Source organism: Actinoplanes sp. TFC3 (assembly GCF_001553785.1).
Classification (GTDB): Bacteria; Actinomycetota; Actinomycetes; order Mycobacteriales; family Micromonosporaceae; genus Actinoplanes.
This window is the reverse complement of sequence record NZ_LOJP01000001.1, coordinates 1894663-1912719: the sequence shown is the minus strand read 5'-3', so window position 1 is coordinate 1912719 and position 18057 is coordinate 1894663. Positions and strand designations below refer to the sequence as shown.

General features: G+C 68.4%; 22 protein-coding genes and 1 pseudogene. 9 read left to right on the top strand and 14 right to left on the bottom strand.

What is annotated here, in order from left to right:
* Positions 1-497 (top strand): annotated as a pseudogene (locus TFC3_RS08745) (anthranilate phosphoribosyltransferase); the annotation flags it as partial.
* A 510-nt stretch (positions 498-1007) separates the two neighbouring features.
* The gene (locus TFC3_RS08740) at positions 1008-1214 is read left to right on the top strand and encodes a hypothetical protein (RefSeq protein WP_067497903.1); all 207 of its coding nucleotides are present in this window, start codon (positions 1008-1010) and stop codon (positions 1212-1214) included.
* A 533-nt stretch (positions 1215-1747) separates the two neighbouring features.
* On the opposite strand, the gene TFC3_RS08735 is transcribed toward TFC3_RS08740, so the two are convergent.
* Together TFC3_RS08735 and coxB are read right to left on the bottom strand one after the other, a co-directional pair.
* On the bottom strand, positions 1748-2173 hold the full coding sequence (locus TFC3_RS08735) for a cytochrome c oxidase subunit 4 (RefSeq protein ID WP_067497899.1): 426 nt from the start codon (positions 2171-2173) through the stop codon (positions 1748-1750).
* A gap of 9 nt (positions 2174-2182) precedes the next feature.
* The gene (gene coxB / locus TFC3_RS08730; RefSeq protein WP_067506268.1) at positions 2183-3046 is read right to left on the bottom strand and encodes a cytochrome c oxidase subunit II; all 864 of its coding nucleotides are present in this window, start codon (positions 3044-3046) and stop codon (positions 2183-2185) included.
* Positions 3047-3304: 258 nt separating this feature from the next.
* Here coxB and TFC3_RS08725 point away from each other — a divergent pair, with 258 nt between their 5' ends.
* Both TFC3_RS08725 and TFC3_RS08720 read left to right on the top strand, forming a co-directional pair.
* Positions 3305-4453 carry a cysteine desulfurase family protein gene (locus TFC3_RS08725; RefSeq protein WP_067497896.1) on the top strand — a complete coding sequence of 383 codons (1149 nt, stop codon included), beginning with the start codon at positions 3305-3307 and terminating at the stop codon, positions 4451-4453.
* Positions 4450-4662: a sulfurtransferase TusA family protein gene (locus TFC3_RS08720; protein ID WP_067497893.1), complete on the top strand. Its 213-nt coding sequence runs from the start codon at positions 4450-4452 to the stop codon at positions 4660-4662. The genes TFC3_RS08725 and TFC3_RS08720 overlap by 4 nt, the downstream gene beginning before the upstream one ends.
* Here the strand turns inward: TFC3_RS08720 and TFC3_RS08715 are convergent.
* The 4 genes from TFC3_RS08715 to TFC3_RS08700 form a co-directional block, all read right to left on the bottom strand.
* Positions 4655-5155 carry an AAA family ATPase gene (locus tag TFC3_RS08715; RefSeq protein WP_082771931.1) on the bottom strand — a complete coding sequence of 167 codons (501 nt, stop codon included), beginning with the start codon at positions 5153-5155 and terminating at the stop codon, positions 4655-4657. The two genes, TFC3_RS08720 and TFC3_RS08715, sit on opposite strands and share 8 nt — an antisense overlap.
* 13 nt (positions 5156-5168) lie before the next feature.
* Positions 5169-6149: a carbohydrate kinase family protein gene (locus tag TFC3_RS08710; RefSeq protein ID WP_067497890.1), complete on the bottom strand. Its 981-nt coding sequence runs from the start codon at positions 6147-6149 to the stop codon at positions 5169-5171.
* 126 nt (positions 6150-6275) lie between these two features.
* A complete protein-coding gene (gene erpA, locus TFC3_RS08705) occupies positions 6276-6650 on the bottom strand; it encodes an iron-sulfur cluster insertion protein ErpA (protein WP_067497887.1) in 375 nt (124 codons plus the stop codon).
* A 74-nt stretch (positions 6651-6724) separates the two neighbouring features.
* Positions 6725-7837, bottom strand: a complete 1113-nt coding sequence (locus TFC3_RS08700; protein ID WP_067506262.1) for a glycerate kinase — start codon at positions 7835-7837, stop codon at positions 6725-6727.
* Between the two features lie 51 nt (positions 7838-7888).
* On the opposite strand from TFC3_RS08700, the gene TFC3_RS38495 reads away from it, so the two are divergent.
* The 4 genes from TFC3_RS38495 to TFC3_RS08685 all read left to right on the top strand — a co-directional run bounded on the left by TFC3_RS38495 (position 7889) and on the right by TFC3_RS08685 (position 11564).
* Positions 7889-8044 carry a hypothetical protein gene (locus TFC3_RS38495; protein ID WP_173745309.1) on the top strand — a complete coding sequence of 52 codons (156 nt, stop codon included), beginning with the start codon at positions 7889-7891 and terminating at the stop codon, positions 8042-8044.
* Between the two features lie 66 nt (positions 8045-8110).
* The gene (gene nadA / locus TFC3_RS08695) at positions 8111-9280 is read left to right on the top strand and encodes a quinolinate synthase NadA (protein WP_369819592.1); all 1170 of its coding nucleotides are present in this window, start codon (positions 8111-8113) and stop codon (positions 9278-9280) included.
* Positions 9281-9378: 98 nt separating this feature from the next.
* Positions 9379-10854, top strand: coding sequence for a UDP-N-acetylglucosamine 1-carboxyvinyltransferase (gene murA, locus TFC3_RS08690; RefSeq protein ID WP_369819669.1), 1476 nt, complete (start codon positions 9379-9381; stop codon positions 10852-10854).
* An 80-nt stretch (positions 10855-10934) separates the two neighbouring features.
* Positions 10935-11564 carry a DUF3043 domain-containing protein gene (locus TFC3_RS08685; RefSeq protein ID WP_067497876.1) on the top strand — a complete coding sequence of 210 codons (630 nt, stop codon included), beginning with the start codon at positions 10935-10937 and terminating at the stop codon, positions 11562-11564.
* 2 nt (positions 11565-11566) lie between these two features.
* Here TFC3_RS08685 and TFC3_RS08680 read toward each other — a convergent pair whose 3' ends face one another.
* Genes TFC3_RS08680 through TFC3_RS08665 form a run of 4 tightly spaced genes read right to left on the bottom strand, consistent with a single transcriptional unit; the run spans position 11567 to position 13393 of the window.
* On the bottom strand, positions 11567-11914 hold the full coding sequence (locus tag TFC3_RS08680) for a co-chaperone YbbN (protein WP_067497874.1): 348 nt from the start codon (positions 11912-11914) through the stop codon (positions 11567-11569).
* The gene (locus TFC3_RS08675; protein ID WP_067506259.1) at positions 11896-12276 is read right to left on the bottom strand and encodes a MerR family transcriptional regulator; all 381 of its coding nucleotides are present in this window, start codon (positions 12274-12276) and stop codon (positions 11896-11898) included. Before TFC3_RS08675 ends, TFC3_RS08680 begins: the two co-directional genes overlap by 19 nt.
* Positions 12277-12320: 44 nt before the next feature.
* The gene (locus TFC3_RS08670) at positions 12321-12629 is read right to left on the bottom strand and encodes an AzlD domain-containing protein (RefSeq protein ID WP_067497871.1); all 309 of its coding nucleotides are present in this window, start codon (positions 12627-12629) and stop codon (positions 12321-12323) included.
* On the bottom strand, positions 12629-13393 hold the full coding sequence (locus tag TFC3_RS08665) for an AzlC family ABC transporter permease (RefSeq protein ID WP_067497868.1): 765 nt from the start codon (positions 13391-13393) through the stop codon (positions 12629-12631). The genes TFC3_RS08670 and TFC3_RS08665 overlap by 1 nt, the downstream gene beginning before the upstream one ends.
* Positions 13394-13480: 87 nt before the next feature.
* Here TFC3_RS08665 and TFC3_RS08660 point away from each other — a divergent pair, with 87 nt between their 5' ends.
* On the top strand, positions 13481-14038 hold the full coding sequence (locus tag TFC3_RS08660) for a helix-turn-helix domain-containing protein (RefSeq protein ID WP_067497865.1): 558 nt from the start codon (positions 13481-13483) through the stop codon (positions 14036-14038).
* A 2-nt stretch (positions 14039-14040) separates the two neighbouring features.
* Here TFC3_RS08660 and TFC3_RS08655 read toward each other — a convergent pair whose 3' ends face one another.
* The 4 genes from TFC3_RS08655 to TFC3_RS37865 form a co-directional block, all read right to left on the bottom strand.
* Positions 14041-14985 (bottom strand): ATP-binding cassette domain-containing protein, encoded by a 945-nt coding sequence (locus tag TFC3_RS08655; protein ID WP_067497862.1) that lies wholly within the window; start codon positions 14983-14985, stop codon positions 14041-14043.
* Positions 14982-15797, bottom strand: coding sequence for an ABC transporter permease (locus TFC3_RS08650; protein ID WP_067497859.1), 816 nt, complete (start codon positions 15795-15797; stop codon positions 14982-14984). Before TFC3_RS08650 ends, TFC3_RS08655 begins: the two co-directional genes overlap by 4 nt.
* Before the next feature lie 10 nt (positions 15798-15807).
* Entirely contained in the window at positions 15808-16668 is an 861-nt protein-coding gene (locus TFC3_RS08645; RefSeq protein WP_067497855.1) for an ABC-2 family transporter protein, read from the bottom strand.
* A 786-nt stretch (positions 16669-17454) separates the two neighbouring features.
* The gene (locus TFC3_RS37865; RefSeq protein WP_161952553.1) at positions 17455-17610 is read right to left on the bottom strand and encodes a hypothetical protein; all 156 of its coding nucleotides are present in this window, start codon (positions 17608-17610) and stop codon (positions 17455-17457) included.
* Positions 17611-18057: the final 447 nt, after the last annotated feature.

The following is an 18057-nucleotide window of genomic DNA, read 5'->3' as shown; positions in this document are numbered from 1 at the left end:
ACCCGGCCCGCCCCCGCAACGCGGCTGTCGGCTGCTTCGACTTGCGCATGGCCCCGGTCATGGCCGAGGTCTTCGCCCGCCGCGGCGACTCCGCCCTGGTCATGAGGGGTGAAGACGGCTTGGACGAGTTCACCACCGCCGCCCCCACCCGCATCTGGCAGGTCTCCCACGGAACGGTGACCGAGGCAGTGGTCGACGCCGTCGACTTCGGCCTCCCCCGCTGCACCCCCAGCGACCTCCGAGGCGGCGACGCCCCCTTCAACGCAGCCGCAGCCCTGCGCATGTTCGCCGGCGAACCAGGCCCCATCCGCGACGCCGTCCTGGTCAACGCGGCCGCCGCCTTCACGGCCCATGCGGGCTTCCCCGGCGACTTCACCGAGACAATGCGAGCCGGGATAGCCCGGGCAGCCGAAACAGTCGACTCAGGCGCCGCCACGACCCTCCTCAACCGCTGGGTCGAAGCCGCCAAGGCCGCCAAGGCCGCCGAACAACCCTGAGCCGCTTCCCAGGGAACGCTGACGCTTCGGGGTAGACCTCAGGGAGCACATGCGGGCGGCGCCGGGCGCCAGAGTGCGTCCAGGGGTGCTGCATGGCGGTTTGGTGACCCCTGGTCGGCGAGCGGCGCGGGCTCGGCTAGCAGGCGAGGGCGAGACCGGCTCCAACCAGGTACGGGACTGGTTTCGCTCGCGCCCTTGGCTTGTCGAGCGGCGGTTCAGCAGGCAAGCCCCGCAACTTCCTGTCGGCCAGACCCGCGCGATCTGCTCAAAGAGACCAGTCACAGTCGCCGGCGGCTCCTCGGGGACAACTCTGTTCCCGGAGGGCCAGCGCCCCTCCGTCACCCCTTGGAGGCCACCTGTCGAGGACCGGGCCGGCCCGGAGATAGGGTGAAATTGCTGGTTCTGATTTGTGACAACACGCCGACCCGCGTCCAACGCTGTCGAGGATCTGCGTGACAACGTTTGAATGACATTCGGGTAATTCCAGCTTCCGACGAAGAGGAGATTCCCGTGGATGAGCGTGAGTTGCGCTGCGTCATCTGTGACTCGGAAATGCCTTTCGAGGTGCCCCCCTGCAAGGACGGGCACGACAAGGACTGTCCCGAACTGGTCTGCACCCGCTGCGGAGCCGCCGAGATCCTCGCCCCGCTCGAAATCCGCGTCTGGCTACGCCCCAACAGCGACCGCGTTGCCCCCCTGCAGCGCCGCGCTGCCTGACCGTTCCGGTCAGCGATAAGACCTGACCGGTCCAGGCGGCAACAATGCCCACCCGGTCCCAGTCAGCAACAAGGTTCGCCTGGCCCCAGTCAGCAACAAGGTTCGCCTGGCCCCAGTCAGCAACAAGGTTCACCTGGCCCAGGTCAGCAGCAAGGCGCAGTAGGCCGGGCCCAGACCGCAGCAAGCCCAGGCCCAGGCTGAGGTCCCGGCGACGCAGTAGGAAGGCCGCAGGAAGCAGCCAGGCCGCCTCAGAGAACAGCACTGAGCCAACTGAGGCCGCACCCGAACCTGCAGCAAAGGCCCAAGCTGCCCCGGACGCCTTGGCAAACCGTCCTTCCTCGCGGCAGACGCCCCTGCAGACCGCTGAGGTGGCGGCCGCCTTGGACGCCCCTCGACCGGCACCTCACATCTCAGGCGCCGCCCGGCTCGGCGAACAAGAGCCACGACAAACCAATGACGGTCAGGGAGTTAGCCCGCTAACGCAGAAAACCCGCATCCCGGCGAACCGGGATGCGGGTCAGAAGCCCTAAGCGTCAGTGCTCGACGGGGTGGCGGCTTCCCGAGTAGTACTCGAACAGCAGGCCACAGGCGGCGAAGATAACCATGATCAGGCCGAGAGCGATCAGCCACCACATCCAGAAGACGAGGCCGAGGCCGGCGGTGGCGGCTGCCAGGGCGAGGCCGAAGGGCCAGTAGCTGCCGGGGCTGAAGAAGCCGAGTTCGCCGGCCCCTTCGGCGATCTCGCCGTCTTCGCGGTCTTCGGGGCGCAGGTCGATGCGGCGGGCTACGAACCAGAAGAAGCCGCCGCACATGGAGCAGAGCAGGCCCGAGAGGATCAAGGCGACGACGCCGATCCACTCCATGTGGCCGGTTTCGCCGTGGGTGTAGAAGCCGTAGACGGTGGCCGCGCCGAAGAGGAAGACGGCGACGCCTACGAAGATCTTGTATTCGGTCTTCACGTCAGTCTCCTACTTGCCCGCGGCCGTCGCGCCGGTCTGGTTCCACGAGTCCGTATGGCGGCGGGCGTCGTACGGCTTGGTGGTGATGGCATACGCCTGGTCACCGGTGTAGCCGATCGTGGCCATCGCCTGCTGTGTGGTCTGGCCAGCCACCTTGGCCGCCAGGTATTTGTCGAACCGCTCGGGTGAGACGACCACCAGCTCGAACTGCATGAAGGCGTGGTAGGTCCCGCACAGCTCGGCGCACCGGCCGACGTAGCGGCCTTCCTTGTCGAGGGTCACCTCGAAGGTGTTGCGCACGTTGCCCGGGAAAACGTCACGCTTGAACAGCATTGCCGGCACCCAGAACGAGTGGATGACGTCCTTGCTGGTCTCCTCGAACCGGATCTTGCGGCCGGTGGGGAGCACGAGCAGCGGGATGGTGTCGGTGGAGCCGAGCGTCGAGGCGACGGTCTTGGCGTCCTCACCGGGTGCGTCACGGTAGTTGAACTGCCAGTTCCACTTGAACGCGACGACCTCGACGGTCTGGTCGGGCTTGGCGGAAAGCTTGTCCACATCGGTCTGCACGATCGCCGTGTAGTAGAAGAGCACCGCGACGATCAGCACCGGGGTGACCGTGTAGAGCACCTCCATCGGCATGTTGAACCGGGTCTGCACGGGCAGCTTGTCGCCGCGCTTGCGGTACCGGATGATGCACCAGAAGATCAGGCCCCACACGAGGATGCCCACGATCAAGGCCGCGATGACCGCAGCAATCCACAGGTCATACATGCTGTGGGCCTGCTCGGTGATGCCGTGCCTGGGCCAGCCGAAGCCGCCGAGCCGATCACCGATGCTGTCAGCTGAACAGCCGGACAACAGGGCCAGCAGCATGGCACTACCGACACCGAGCCCGGCGAGCCGAACGACGCGCGGCCGTGCGACCGAACTCTTTGAGACCACCTGCTCTTGCCTCCCTAGAGCACCGCCCGATGCGATGAATTCATGCGATGAATCCGGACACCGACGGCAAGGTGTCACCGACGGTCGCACATTACTCGACCTGCCGAGGCGCCCTGCCTGCCGGGGTCGAAGCAACCTGTAGAGCCAGGCGTGCATACCCCTGTCGTTGTGGACGATACCGTTTCGAGGGTGGAAAACACGGCGGAACAAGCCGGTGCGCCGGTCTACCTGGACGCGGCGAGCGCTGCGCCGCTGCACCCGGTAGCGCGGCAGGCGCTGCTGGCGGCGCTCGACGACGGCTGGGCGGACCCGGATCGGCTGTACGCCGCGGGTCGCAGGGCGCAGCAGCTGAGGGACGCGGCGACGGCCACCGTGGCGCAATGCCTGGGCGTACGTCCAGACGAACTCACCTTCCTCCCCTCCGGTACAGCAGCCGTGCACGCAGCCGTCCTCGGCGGACTGGCCGGGCGCGCCCGAGCTGGGAAAACCCTCGTCCACTCGGCGATCGAGCACTCCGCGGTGCTGCACGCGGCAGCCCGGCACGGCGACGCCCGCGAGGTCGGCGTCGACCGGCTCGGACGCCTGGATCTGGACGCCTGGGATGCCGGGGTACGACAGCCCGGCACGGCGCTCGCCAGCCTCATCAGCGCCAGTCACGAGGCCGGCACGCTGCAGCCGGTGGCCGCCGCCGCGCAGATGTGCGCGGATGCCGGGGTGCCGCTGCATGTCGACGCCGCGCAGTCGTTGGGGCGCTCCGCCGTACCCCCGGGCTGGTCGCTTCTGTCGGCCAGCGCGCGCAAGTGGGGTGGCCCGGCGGGCGTGGGGCTGCTGGTCGTCCGTAAAGGGACACGGTGGCTTTCTCCGTACCCCGGTGATGATCTTCACAGACCGGGACCACAGGGCCCGCTGAACCTGCCCGGCGTGATTGCCGCCGCAGCGAGCTTGCGGGCCGTTCTGGGTGAGGCGCAGGCCGAGGAGAAGCGCTTGTTCCGGGAGACCGAAAAGATCCGGGAGCGAGTGAAAGAGACAGTGCCGGACGTGGAGATCGTCGGCGATCCGGTCGGGCGGCTGCCGCATCTGGTGACGTTCAGCTGCCTTTATGTCGATGGTGAAGCGTTGCTGCACGCGCTGGACAGACAGGGTTTCGCGGTGTCGTCGGGCTCGTCGTGCACCGCCTCGACGCTGCGCCCGAGTCATGTGCTGGAGGCGATGGGCGTGCTCAGCCACGGCAACGTGCGGGTGTCGCTGCATCGCGGCACCACTTCGACCGACGTGGATCGCTTCCTGGCGGTGCTGCCGGGCGTGGTGGCGCGGATCCGGCAGGAGGCGGGGATGTGATCGAGGTTGACTCACGCGGCCGGCGCTGTCCGCTTCCGATCATTGACCTGGCAAAGGCGCTGCCGGGGGTGCCGGTGGGGGAGATCGTGCGGGTCCTGGCCGATGATCCGGCTGCGGCCAACGACATCCCGGCCTGGTGCCGGATGAAGCAGCAGGGGTACGAGGGCAGCCCCGCCGCCGGCACCTACGACGTGCGCCGGCTCATCTGAGGTAGTCGACGATCGCGGCGAGCGGCTCCTGCGCCAGGTGGGAGTCGACCACCAGGCGCGGGCCCAGGTAGGGCTCGTACTCAGCCTGGCGTTCCAGCACGTAGACCCAGTCCGGGATGCCCTCGTGCGAACGGGCGGCGTGCCGGGCCTCGACGCGGCGGCGATGCTCGACGTTGTCGTGCAGCACCACCTCGACCACGCGCAGCGGCACCTGGAGGCGCTCGGCGAGATCCACCCACAGTTGCCGGGCCGATCTGACCGGGTTCACCGCGTCGATGATCACGTTGTGGCCCATCAGCAGTTGGGTCTCGGCCAGCGCCGCCACCACCGCGTAGGCCGCATAGCCGGGCTGAGGCTCGCTCACGCCGTATGCCTGCAGCGTGAAGTCGACGGTGTCGACCGCCAGCACCGCGGCGGGCAGGGCCGCCCCCACCTCGCGAGCGAGCGTGCTCTTTCCCACACCCGGCAGCCCGGCGAAGACGGCCAGCACCATGTCGTTGTCCCCGTCAGGCCTTGGTGAGGTGCGGCTGGATCTCGGCGGCCGCCTCATCACCGTAGGAATCCGCGAGCCGCTTGAGGAACGTGTCGGCCCGGATGTCGTACTCCTGGCCGCCGTCGCTCTCCAGCACGTGCGCGGCCACCAGCGAGCCGACCTGGGCCGCCCGCTCGTAGTCGACACCCCAGTTCAGCGCGGCGAAGAAGCCGGCCCGGAAGCCGTCGCCGACGCCGGTGGGGTCCTGCGGGACAACATCCTTGGCGACCGGTACGTGGATGCGCTCGATGCCCCGGCCGGTGATCTCCACGCCGTCGGCTCCCAGCGTCGTGACCCGGATCTCGACGTGCTCAAGCACCTGGTCGCCGGTCAGCCCGGCCTTGGTCTCCAGCAGCGAACGCTCGTATTCGTTGGTGAGCAGGAACTTCGCGCCCTCGATGAGCGGCATGACGTCCTTGCCGTCCATCCAGGCGAGCTGCTGCGACGGGTCGGCGGCGAACGCGTATCCCCGGTCGCGGCATTCCTGCGAGTGCCGCAGCATGCCGGCCGGGTCGTTCGCGCCGATCAGCACCAGGTCGAGCCCACCGGCGCGCTGGGCGACCGGGCCGAGCTCGATGTTGCGCGACTCGGCCATGGCACCGGCGTAGAACGACGCGATCTGGTTCAGGTCGTCGTCGGTGGTGCAGACGAAGCGGGCGGTGTGCGCCACCTCGCTGACGTGCACCGAGTCGCAGTCGACCCCGTGGCGCTCAAGCCAGGAGCGGTAGTCGGCGAAGTCGACACCGACCGCGCCCACCAGCAGCGGGCGCAGACCCAGCTGGCCCATGCCGTACGCGATGTTGGCGGCCACGCCGCCGCGCCGCACGACCAGGTCGTCGACGAGGAACGAGAGTGACACCTTGTGCAGCTGATCGGCGATGAGCTGCTCCGAGAACTTGCCCGGGAAGTGCATCAGGTGGTCGGTGGCGATCGAGCCGGTAACGGCGATCTTCATGTCGGCCCTCGGGGGTCGGGTGCGATTACCCCAGGAGCCTACCGGCCGTTCCCGCGCCCGACATCTCCGCGTCACACAGCAAAGCCGCCCTCCCCCGATGCGGGGAAGGGCGGCTTTCGAGCGCTGTCAGTGGAACGAGTCGCCGCAGGCGCAGGAGTTCTGCGCGTTCGGGTTGTCGATCGTGAAGCCCTGCGCGTCGATGCGGTCGGCGAAGTCGATGGTGGCACCCGCCAGGTACGGCGAGCTCATCCGGTCGACGACGACCTCGACACCGTCGAAGTCGCTCACGATGTCGCCGTCGAGCGAACGCTCGTCGAAGAAGAGCTGGTACCGCAGGCCGGAGCAGCCACCGGGCTGAACGGCGATGCGCAGGCGCAGGTCATCGCGACCTTCCTGCTCGATCAGGGCCTTGACCTTGACAGCCGCGACGTCGGTCAAAATGACGCCGGTCGGCGCGGCCGTGGTGGCCTCGGTCGACTCGGTGTGCGCTTCAGTGGTCACTGGCGATTCTCCCTGCCGGTCCGGTGATGTGCCGTACCGGCCAACGCTAGCTCTCCGGCGGCTTATTCCCCAAGTCAGCGGCTGTATTGCTGTGCGAGACGCGCCACAACTTCGCGCAGCCCACGGGCCGGTTCGGCGAGTGCGAGCTGCTCAGAGTCGAAATGATCGACCAGCGCATGGGTTTCGGTGACCCCCGCCGCAGCCGCTTCCCGGTACCCCGTCTCGTTGCGTCCCGCGATCACCACACACGGCAGCCCCCGGTCGCGCGCCCCGTTCGCCACACCGGCAGTCACCTTTCCCCGCAGCGACTGGTGATCGAACGACCCCTCCCCCGTGATCACCAGATCCGCCCGGTCCAGCTCGGCATCCAGCCCGATCACCTGAGTCACGAGACCGATTCCCGACACCACATGCCCGCCGAGCGCCAGCAGGGCCGCGCCGATCCCACCAGCCGCACCGGCCCCGGGAGCAACAGCCAGACCCTGACGATCAAACGCTTTCTCGAGTACGTCCACAAAGCGCTCAAGAGCCGCGTCGAGCCGGAGCACATCCTCGCGTGAGGCACCCTTCTGCGGGCCGAAAACACTGCTCGCACCGTGCAGCCCCAGCAGCGGGTTGTCCACGTCCGTGGCGGCCACCAAGCGCACCTGACGCAGCTGGGGAGTGCCTTCGAGCCGGACGGCAGTGCCCAGAACCGCTCCGCCGTACGGCAGGGCGTACCCGCTCTCGTCGACCGGCCCGGCACCCAGCGCGGCCAGCATCCCCGCCCCGGCATCGTTGACGGCCGACCCGCCCAGTCCCACCACTACTTCGGCCGCGCCGGCTTCTACCGCTGCCGCTAACAGCAAACCCAGGCCGTACGAGGAAGCGATATTGGGATTGCGCTCTTGTTCGGTCAACAGGTGCAGTCCGCAGGCTTGGGCGCTTTCGACATAGGCGGTGGTGCCCGCGAGCAGGACTTCGCCGCTGACCGGACGTCCGAGGGGGTCGACGGTGCTGACCGGGATCCGGCGGCCCTGCAGCACGGTGGCCAGGACCTCGATGAAGCCGGGGCCGCCGTCGGACAGCGGGCGTTCCACACACTCGTCGCCGGGCGCCGTCTCATGCCATCCGTCCGCGACCGCGGCGGCGGCATCGGCAGCGCTCAGCGTTCCGGCGAACTTGTCGGGGCAGATGAGTACGCGCACGAGCACAGAAGGTACAGGTTTCACTCAGCTCCGGCTGGCAACCTTATGTGCATGGCGACTCTCATGCAGCGACTGCAGACCTTTATCCGCAGCCCGAAGGGTCAGAAGCTGATCCAGCAGGGTCGGCAGCAACTGGCCAAGCCGGAGAACCAGGCCCGGCTGCGCAAGCTGGCGACCAAGGTGACCCAAAGCCGCCGCCCGCGCTGATTCCCGCCGGCCCTGAGGGCTTCGACACATCGAGACCTGCGGCAACCGTGTGGAAACATGGTCACCGTGACGTCGACCTGGACCGAACCCGCGAACACCCCCCTCGCGCTGCTGCTGCTCGGGCAGGGCACCGACCCCGCCAGTGAGCGTGGCGTCGACTGCCCCGGCGACCTGCCGGCTCCGAGCGACCCGGATCTGGTCGCCCGCGCCACCGCCGCGAAGGCAGCGCTGGGCGACCGGGTCTTTGTGCTGGGCCACCACTACCAGCGCGATGAGGTCATCCAGTTCGCTGACGTGACCGGCGACTCGTTCAAGCTGGCACGCGAGGCCGCCGCCCGGCCCGACGCCGAGTTCATCGTGTTCTGCGGCGTGCACTTCATGGCCGAGAGTGCCGACATCCTGACCACCGAGGCGCAGAAAGTCGTCCTGCCAGACCTCGCGGCCGGGTGCTCGATGGCCGACATGGCGGTACTCGGGCAGGTCGAGGCGGCCTGGGACGAGTTCACCGACTTGGGCATCGCCGGCGATGTGGTGCCTGTCACCTACATGAACAGCTCGGCGGACATCAAGGGCTTCGTCGGGCGCAACGGCGGCGTGGTCTGCACCTCGTCCAACGCCAAGCGCGCCCTGGACTGGGCGTTCGAGCAGGGCCAGCAGGTGTTCTTCCTGCCCGACCAGCATCTGGGCCGCAACACCGCGGTGCTGGAGATGGGCTACACGCTCGATGACTGCGTGCTCTACGACCCGCACAAGCCGCACGGCGGGCTCACCCCCGAACAGTTGCGCAACGCCAAGATGATCCTCTGGCGCGGGCACTGCTCGGTGCACGGCCGCTTCACCCTCGACAGCGTGCGTGAGGTGCGCGAGCGGGTGCCTGGCGTCAATGTCCTGGTGCACCCCGAGTGCCGGCACGAGGTGGTGCGCGCCGCCGATCAGGTCGGCTCCACCGAATACATCATCAAGGCGCTGGAAGCGGCCCCGGCCGGGTCGAGCTGGGCGGTGGGCACCGAGCTGAACCTGGTACGCCGCATGGCGCTGGCCCACCCGGACAAGCAGATCATGTTCCTCGACCGGGCCGTGTGCTACTGCTCGACGATGAACCGCATCGATCTGCCGCACCTGGTGTGGGCGCTGGAGGAGCTCGTGGCCGGCCGCGTGCCCAACCAGATCACCGTCGACGCGGACACCGCCAAGTACGCCCGGGTCGCCCTCGATCAGATGCTGGCCCTGCCGTAAACGATCACTCTCAGTAGTTGAAGGTGAGCCCTCCGGGAGGGTTCACCTTTTTCTTGGCTTAATCATCAGCAATTCGTACCGCTCTGGGCGTTGTGGTGATTTCTGTAACGGTCACTCAGGGCTATGCTGCCGGGGCGGCTGCCGCGGCCCCTGACCGATGCGGCAGCACCCCTAGTCCGCTTCGGGCGCGTCGCTGCGCCCGCCTTTCGGAGGTTGCGTTGACCGACGACGTCCTGGCCGTACACGGCGGTACGCCGCTGTCCGGACAGATCCGGGTCCGTGGCGCCAAGAACCTGGTTTCCAAGGCCATGGTGGCCGCCCTGCTGGGTGAGACACCGAGCCGGCTCTTCGATGTGCCACGCATCCGCGACGTGGAGGTCGTCCGCGGCCTTCTGGGCCTGCACGGCGTGAAGGTGTCCGACGGCGCCGACGACGGCGAGATCGTCATGGACCCCACAAACGTGGAGAGCGCCAGCAGTGACGAGATCAATGTGCACGCCGGCTCGTCGCGTATCCCGATCCTGTTCTGCGGGCCGCTGCTGCACCGGCTGGGCCACGCGTTCATCCCGGATCTGGGCGGCTGCCACATCGGGCCGCGCCCGATCGACTTCCACATCCAGGCGCTGCGCCAGTTCGGGGCGATCGTCGACAAGACGCCCGAGGGCATGCACCTCACCGCGCCCAACGGGCTGCACGGCACCAAGCTGGAGCTGCCCTACCCGAGCGTCGGCGCCACCGAGCAGGTCCTGCTCACCGCGGCCCGCGCCGAGGGCGTCACCGAGCTGCGCAACGCGGCCATCGAGCCGGAGATCATGGACCTGATCTGCGTGCTGCAGAAGATGGGCGCGATCATCACGGTGCACACCGACCGGGTCATCGAGATCCAGGGTGTGCCGAAGCTGCACGGCTACAACCACAAGCCGATCCCGGACCGGATCGAGGCCGCCAGCTGGGCCGCCGCCGCGCTGGCCACGCGCGGCGAGATCGAGGTGCTGGGCGCGCAGCAGGCCGACATGATGACCTTCCTGAACGTCTTCCGCTCGATCGGCGGGCAGTTCGAGGTCACCGACGCGCGGGTGGCGCGCCCGGGCGTGACCGGCGTCGAGGGTGGCATCAAGTTCTGGCACCCCGGCGACGAGCTGCAGGCCGTGGCGCTGGAGACCGACGTGCACCCCGGTTTCATGACCGACTGGCAGCAGCCCCTGGTGGTCGCGCTGACCCAGGCCCGCGGCCTCTCGATCATGCACGAGACGGTGTACGAGCAGCGCCTGGGCTACACCGAGGCGCTCAACTCGATGGGCGCCACCATCCAGGTCTACCGCGACTGCCTGGGCGGCACCCCCTGCCGCTTCGGCCGGCGCAACTTCAAGCACTCGGCGGTCATCGCCGGCCCGAGCAAGCTGCACGCGGCCGACCTGGTGATCCCCGACCTGCGGGCCGGCTTCAGCCACCTGATCGCCGCGCTCGCCGCCGAGGGCACGTCCCGGGTCTACGGCGTCGACCTGATCAACCGCGGCTATGAGGACTTCGAGAACAAGCTGGCCGCGCTCGGCGCCCACGTCGAACGCATCTGAGGTTTCGCCGCACACCGCGCCGCCGGGTCATCCGGCGGCGCGGTTTCAGGTTTCGGGCACTCCTTGGCTACGCTGCTGAGGTGCCCTCGCTGTTTCGCCGCAAGTCAACCGATCTCGTAGCCGACGCCACCGCCGCGGTGGCCGAGCCCGAGTCCGCCACCGCGCGCCCCAAGGGCTACACGCCCTCCAAGAAGGAGCTCGGCGTCGAGACGCCGAAGCGGCAGACCAGCCAGCGCCGGCATGACACCGCGGTCGCCCCGGCCAACCGCCGCGAAGCCGTCAAGCAGATGCGCGAACGCCAGCGGACCGAGCGCGCCGAGGCCACCGCCGGCATGCGCGAGGGCGACGAGCGTTACCTGCTGGCTCGCGACCGCGGCCCCGAACGCGCGCTGGTCCGCAACATCGTCGACTCCCGCCGAACAGCCGGGACCTGGTTCTTTGCCGGCGCGATCATCGTCTTCATCGGCTCGACCAGCCAGATGCCCCGCGAGATCCAGCTCGGGGCCAACGTGCTCTGGCTGGTCCTGGCGCTCGCGGTGATCGTCGACAGCATCCGGATCACCCGCCGCATCAAGAAGCTGGTCACCGAGCGCTTCCCGAACACCTCGCAGCGCATGGGCTCGCTCTACCTCTACGGCATCATGCGGGGCTTGACCTTCCGCCGCATGCGCGTGCCCAAGCCCCAGATCGACCTGGGCGCCACGGTCTGAGCTCAGCGGTTGACGTACGGCTGCACGGCGTTGACCAAAGCGGAGCGCAACACGCTCTTGGGCCGCAGCCCCACGATCGACTGCGTGACTATGCCGGCGCGGAAGAACAGCAGCGTCGGCATCGACATGACCCGGTAGCGACGGGTGACCTCGGGGTTCTCGTCCGAGTTCAGCTTCGCCACCAGCAGCCGCCCGGCGAAGTCCCCGGCCAGCTCGGCCAGGCTCACCGCCATCGGCCGGCACGGCGGGCACCACTCGGCCCAGAAATCGACGACCACCGGCGTCGACGAGCCCAGCACCACCTCGTCGAACGTCGCGTCATTCACCGTGATCAGCGCACCCTCAGGCATCGGATCTCCCGTTCCTCGATAGCCTGGGCCAGCTGCCCACGCAGCCGGTCCCGTACCCCGGAGAGCTCATCGAGGCAGGCCTCCACCTCCCGCAACCGCCGGCGCAGGACAGCCACGGAATCGGGACACACATGCCCGGCCGCGTTCCCGGCCCGCAGGCAGGCCACGAAGGGCCGGATGTCCTCGACGCCGAACCCGGCCGCGAGCAGGGCCTTGATCTCGTGGACGACCTTGAGTTCGGACTCCTCGTACCGCCGATAGCCGTTTGCATCGCGGCTGGTCTCGACAAGCCCATGCTCCTCGTAGTACCGCAGCGTCCGCGCACTGGTCCCGGCCCGCTCGGCAAGCTCCCCGATCAGCATGGGCCCAACGTAGGCCCTGACACCGGCGTCAAGGCAAGCGGCTGTCATCGCACGCCGGCCAGTCGGAGGAGGGCGGAGGTGGCGGCTGCGGCCAGCACGACAACGACAAACGGCGCCCGCCGCCACGCCAGCAGCGCCCCCACCGCCACGCCAGCCGGCCGGGCCACCCCGGCGAACCCGGAAGCCTGCATCAGAGCGGCCGTACCCGCCAGCGCCGCCAGCAGAGCCGCGGCCGCCATGGGCAGCAGCCGCTGGACCTGATCGGAGAGTTCAAGCCGTTCCCGGAGCAAGACCCCACTCAAGCGCATGAGGTACGTCCCCAGCGCCAGCACCAGAATCGACGCCAGCAGCATCAGCTCTCCTCCCCGCGACCCTGCACCAGCGCTCCCTCTTCCCGGCCTCTCGCCGCCTTGATTCGCCTTGCTGGCAGGAACAGCACGAGCAGTCCGAGCAACGCCGCCAGGACCGGCAATCCGGCCGGCAGCACTGGGGTGAGCAGGACCGCGAGAGCCGCGCCGGTCAGCGCCACCGCCCGGGTCGTCCGGTCCCGCAGGGACGGCAGGATGAGCGCGATCAGCCCGGCCGGGAACGCCGCGTCCAAGCCCAGCACCGCCGGGTCACCGGCCGCCCCACCGAGGAGCACACCGAGGGCGGTGCCGAGGTTCCAGGACGTGAACAGGGTCACGCCGATCAGCCAGTAGGTGCGGCGGCGGCGGTGCGGATCCTTCTCGCGCAGGGTGAAGGCCACGACCTCGTCGGTCATGAGGTGGCTGCCGATCAGCCGGTGCAGCGGGCGGGGGCCGATCGTTTCCGCCACCGCGAGGCTGAACGGAAGGTGGCGGGCGTTGAGCAGCAGGCCGGCGAGCACGGCGGCGACGGGGTTGCCCGCGGCGAGCAGTCCGGCCGCCAGGAACTGGGCGCCACCGGCAAAGACAACCGAGGACATGACGAACGGAACCCAGAGGGGCAGGTCGTACGCGACGGTGATGGCGCCGAACGATGCGCCCACGGCGATCATGGCGGCGGCGATGGCCGCTGCGTCGCGGAGCAGACCGGTGTCCGGGGCGGCAGGTGCCGACGACAGGTCGGGGGCTTGCGTTCGGTTTGGCGTACGCATGGTTCATAATATCGAACGACCATCGGGGGTCAGTCAAACGAGCTTTCCTCGATCTGGTCGAACAAGCTCTCATCGAGGGAGGGATGCATGACCGAGCCTGCTCCGCCACTCGCCACCATCGCCGCCGCGCTGCGCCGGGAACGCGAGCGCGCCGGGATTTCGCTGGCCGAGCTGGCCCGCCGGGCCGGGCTGGCCAAGTCGACGCTCTCGCAGCTCGAGAACGGTACCGGCAATCCGAGCATCGAGACGTTGTGGTCACTCGGCGTAGCGCTGGGGGTGCCGTTCAGCCGGTTGGTCGAACCGCCGGCTCCGGCCGTCCGGGTGCTGCGGGCTTCGGAGAAAACCCGGCTGCAAGCCGACAAGGCCGATTTCGCTGCGAGTTTGCTGTCGGCGGGCTCGACTCATGCGCGACGCGATCTGTATGTCATGGAAGTGGAGCCGGGCACGCCGCGAGAGGCCGAGGGACATATTCCGGGCAGCGTGGAACACGTTGTGGTGGCGGCCGGCCGGATGCGTACCGGGCCGGCGGATGAGCTTGTCGAATTGGGGCCGGGCGATTACGCGTCATTTCCCGGCGACATCGACCACCATTACGAGGCGCTTGAGCCGGGCACGTGGGCGGTTCTGGTGATGGAGCATCGGTGAGCTCAAGCGCGGTACAGCTTGGCCACCACATCCTCGATGTCCGGCTCCACCACGGAAAGGTCACGCAACGCCGTCAGCTCGCTGACCACCGCCCCCACCTGCGTCGTGACCAGCTCGAACGTTGCCCGATGCCGGTCGGCTTCGACGGACAGCAGCTCGGCGCCGGGCACCGCGAAGCCCTCCGGCAACGGCACATCGAGGTCGACAACCAGGCGCCGGTGCGAGCCGTACCGTGCGTGCAAAGCCTCAATAGTGCCGTCGTGCACCACGCTGCCATGGTCGATGACAACCAGTCGCCGGCACAGCCGCTCGATATCGGCCAAATCGTGGGTGGTCAGCACCAGCGTCAGGTCACCGCCCTGTCCCAGCTCGGCCAGAAACGAGCGCACCGCCTGTTTGCTGACGACGTCCAACCCGATTGTCGGCTCGTCCAGGAACAGCACCGAAGGCCCGTGTAACAACGCCGCCGTGAGTTCTCCCCGCATCCGCTGGCCGAGCGACAATTGCCGAACCGGGGTGTCCATGAAATCGTCGAGGTCGAGCAGTTCGCGGCAACGCTTGAGCCGGCCCGCGTGCGCATCGGCGGGCACCCGATAGATGTGTCTCAGCAACGAGAACGAATCCCGTAACGGCAGATCCCACCACAATTGCGAGCGCTGGCCGAAGACCACGCCGATTTGCAGCGCCAGTTTGGTGCGCTGCGGAACGGGCTGGAGCCCGCAGACCCGGACGTCGCCCGAGGACGGGGTCAGCACCCCGGTGAGCATTTTGAGGGTTGTCGACTTTCCGGCGCCGTTCGGCCCGATATAACCGGCCATTTCGCCGCGCTCAAAGGTCAGGTTAACGCCGTTGACCGCGGGGACGATGCGTTTTTCTCTGCGGAAACGGCCCGCTTTTACCCGTACCGTGAAGTCTTTTCGAAGGTTGTGCATCTGGATGAGGCTCATGATCCCGTGCTCCGATAGTGCCTGATGCCGGCACGCCAGACGACTGCCGCAAAAAAGGCGGCGACGACGGCGACAAGCGGGGACAGAAAACCCGCCCAGGAGGGCAGACCGAGCGGATCGGCGCGGCCCAACAGAGCCAGCGCGGGCTGATAGGCGACGAAACCGAACCCCATCGCGTACGCGAAAACCGCCCGGAACCAGCCCGCATAGACCGGAACCGGGTACGCGGTGAAGTCCCTTCCGCCGTACGTGAAAGAGCTGCCCAGTTCGCCGGAGTCGATCCACCAGAACGTCAGGCTGGCGCTCAGCACAAAGATCGAAGAGAAGAAGACCGCACCGGCTACCGGGGCCAGAACAAGCAGCACAACGCGGCTCGGCGTCCACACGATGTCGTTCGACCGCAGCGCCACGACGAGCACCGCACCGCTCACGACCAGGCGTAACGCCTTCCGCAAAGGCAGATCCATCAGCAAGAGCTGCGGCAAGGCGGCAAGCGGGCGGACCAGAACAGCGTCCATGGTCCCGGTACGCACATAGTTCTTGAGCCGGTCGATGTTGCCGACCGCGAAGTCGGCCATGGCGAACCCCAACGACGACAGGCTCACCATGAGCAGGCCTTCAATCAGCGAGAAGCCGGCCACACTGCGAGTCGCGCGGAACACCACCAGAACGGTCAGCACATCCAGCGTCGTGCCCCCGAGATTGCTGAACAATTCCACGGCAAATGATGCGCGGTACGACGTCAGCGAATGCACCTGCCCGCGCAACAACGCCAGGTACGCCCCGAGCAGCTCCTTGGTCTTGGCATTCATCGCTGCCACCTCAGCCACAATGCGCCACCAACCGCCGCTCGGCTCGGCGCTGAACCAGTACAGCCAGGACGAGCAAACTGGTGGCCCAGACCGCCTGCAATGCCACCAGGGCGAGTTGCCGGGGCGGCGGGTCACGTTCGATCAGCACGTCCAGCGGTGTTTGCAGCAGCCCGGGAAATGGCGTGGCGATCCAGAGCGTGATGGCGAGCCAGTCGGGCAGGAATCGCAGCGGAAAAGAGAGGCCGGCCAGCACTCCCGAGGACAACGTCCACAGCGTCATCGGGCCGCGGGCGTCGTGCAGCCAATATGCCGTGGCGTTCACGAGATAGCGGATGGCGAGGCTGCCCACTGTCGCGAAGAGGATCGAGAGGGCGAAAAGCGGGATGGTGCAGGGCCGGCCGGGGACGTACAGGTCGAAGAAAAGCGCTCCCACCGCAAGGGGCGGCAGGAAGCGGAAAAGCATCGCATGCCCGGCCCTGCCGAGGTCCGGGGCGAGAAAGCCGATCACCGGGTGAACCGGACGTAACAAATCGGCAGTAATGTCCCCCGACCGGATCCGGTCGGAAAGCTCGGTCCACCCCCACAACGCGACTACCGTGAGCAACCCCTGCCCGACCCACACAAAGGTCGCAAGCTGGTCCGGGCGATACCCGCCGGGCGCGCTCCCACCCGCACCGGCAACCACCGCGAGCAGCACATAACAGCGGAGGAACCCGAAGACGGTGTTGGTGAAGGCCCCCGCTATCGTCGCCTGCCGGTAGGTCGAGTACCGCCGGAAACCCGACCATGAGAGCGCACCGAACGTAGTGACCGAGTTCCGTACCCACCCTCCCGCGGAGATCCACCGCACCCTGGCGTCGAGGCCGTCCACGCCGCTAATCTCCTCTCGAACCCCCAGCATTGAAGCCGGGCGACCCTACCCGGGGTCCCGCCCTGCCGCGACGCCATTTCCGACAAGGTGGACCATCGTGACCGAGCGTAGCCAAACGTCCGGCACCCGCCCGGGTGCCCGATGAACGGCTGGAGCTCAACCGGCAGCGCCTACGGCTGGGACGACGAGCCGGCCTGGGTGTACGAGATAACCTGGGAATGGCGGCCCCACCCGGGCCAGCGCTACCCCGGCGACCCAGGCCAGCGTCAAGCCGTCCACCACCCGGTGTACGACGCGGCTGCCGCTGCTGAGGCCGCCGCTGGTTGGGACGCGGACTTCAAGACGATCGCGCAGAATTCGGCTCCGCCCTATGGGACTACTCATGACCCGACGTCGGCTGCGCCTTATTCCGGGGCGCCTTACTCTGAGCCGCCTTATGACGGAGCGCCTGGTTCCGGCGGGGCTTACGGTGGCCCGGTCTCCGGCGGAGGAGCTTACGGCCAAGCGTCTTACGGTGTGGATCCCTACGCTCAACAGGCTTACGACTCACGCTCGGCGCAGGGCCAGGAGCAGGCCTACGACGCGCCTTCGCCGCAGGCTTACGGCCCGGACCCGTCGCAGGCTTACGAGCCCGGCCCGCCGCACGCTTACGGCCCCGGCGCGGGAGCGGCTCCCTACTCCGACCTGGGCCAAGGGCGGCAGGCTCAATCCCCTTACCCGCCTTACTCCGAGCAGAGCCGAGGGGGACAGCCCTACTCTTCTCAGCCCCGTTCAGGAGCGCCTTACTCAGGCCAGCCCCATCGCGACTCCGGCCAGCCCCATCGCGGCCAGCCGTACCCGGAGCAGCAACGTCCCGGCCAGCGTTACCCCAGCGAGCCGTACCCGGGCCAGCCTCGCCGCGGCCAGCCTCATCCCGGTCAGCCTCGGCCTGATCAGGCTCACCCCGGGCAGCCTTACGCCGACCGGCCTCCATCGGCGGCGCCCTACCGTGGGCAACCTCAGCGCCCCGGACCTCAGCAGGGGACCTACCCCGCACAGCCCCACCGCGGCCAGCCGCATCCAGCCCCACCACACCAGCACCAGCCGTCTTCGAACCGCGAGTCAGCCGGCCAGCCTGGGCAGCCCGCACCAACTCGCCCGGACATGCCGTACCCCACACAACCGCAAGGCCAGCCCACCAACCCGCGCTCGTCCTCGCCCTCCCGCCCGGTCTCACCGGTAGCCGGCCGCGCCACGGTCAGCCGCCCCCCGCAGCCACCGCCGTCCTGGGAGGCCCCCGGCTCGGAACCAACCCGGCCGGAACCGTCATGGAACCGTTCCATGCGCCTACCTGACCGCTTGCCCGAGCCCGGCCAGCGCCAAGAAGCCCCCGGCCAGCGCCACCAAGCC

What these genes read in the sequence shown, in the direction of transcription:
- coxB (WP_067506268.1), bottom strand. Translation starts at nt 3,046, where the DNA reads ATGCTGCTGGCCCTGTTGTCCGGCTGTTCAGCTGACAGCATCGGTGAT.
- TFC3_RS08715 (WP_082771931.1), bottom strand. Translation starts at nt 5,155, where the DNA reads ATGGTGCTGGCCGTCTTCGCCGGGCTGCCGGGTGTGGGAAAGAGCACG.
- TFC3_RS08710 (WP_067497890.1), bottom strand. Translation starts at nt 6,149, where the DNA reads ATGAAGATCGCCGTTACCGGCTCGATCGCCACCGACCACCTGATGCAC.
- TFC3_RS38495 (WP_173745309.1), top strand. Translation starts at nt 7,889, where the DNA reads ATGGCGACTCTCATGCAGCGACTGCAGACCTTTATCCGCAGCCCGAAG.
- TFC3_RS08680 (WP_067497874.1), bottom strand. Translation starts at nt 11,914, where the DNA reads ATGCCTGAGGGTGCGCTGATCACGGTGAATGACGCGACGTTCGACGAG.
- TFC3_RS08675 (WP_067506259.1), bottom strand. Translation starts at nt 12,276, where the DNA reads ATGCTGATCGGGGAGCTTGCCGAGCGGGCCGGGACCAGTGCGCGGACG.
- TFC3_RS08670 (WP_067497871.1), bottom strand. Translation starts at nt 12,629, where the DNA reads ATGCTGCTGGCGTCGATTCTGGTGCTGGCGCTGGGGACGTACCTCATG.
- TFC3_RS08665 (WP_067497868.1), bottom strand. Translation starts at nt 13,393, where the DNA reads ATGCGTACGCCAAACCGAACGCAAGCCCCCGACCTGTCGTCGGCACCT.
- TFC3_RS08660 (WP_067497865.1), top strand. Translation starts at nt 13,481, where the DNA reads ATGACCGAGCCTGCTCCGCCACTCGCCACCATCGCCGCCGCGCTGCGC.
- TFC3_RS08655 (WP_067497862.1), bottom strand. Translation starts at nt 14,985, where the DNA reads ATGAGCCTCATCCAGATGCACAACCTTCGAAAAGACTTCACGGTACGG.
- TFC3_RS08650 (WP_067497859.1), bottom strand. Translation starts at nt 15,797, where the DNA reads ATGAATGCCAAGACCAAGGAGCTGCTCGGGGCGTACCTGGCGTTGTTG.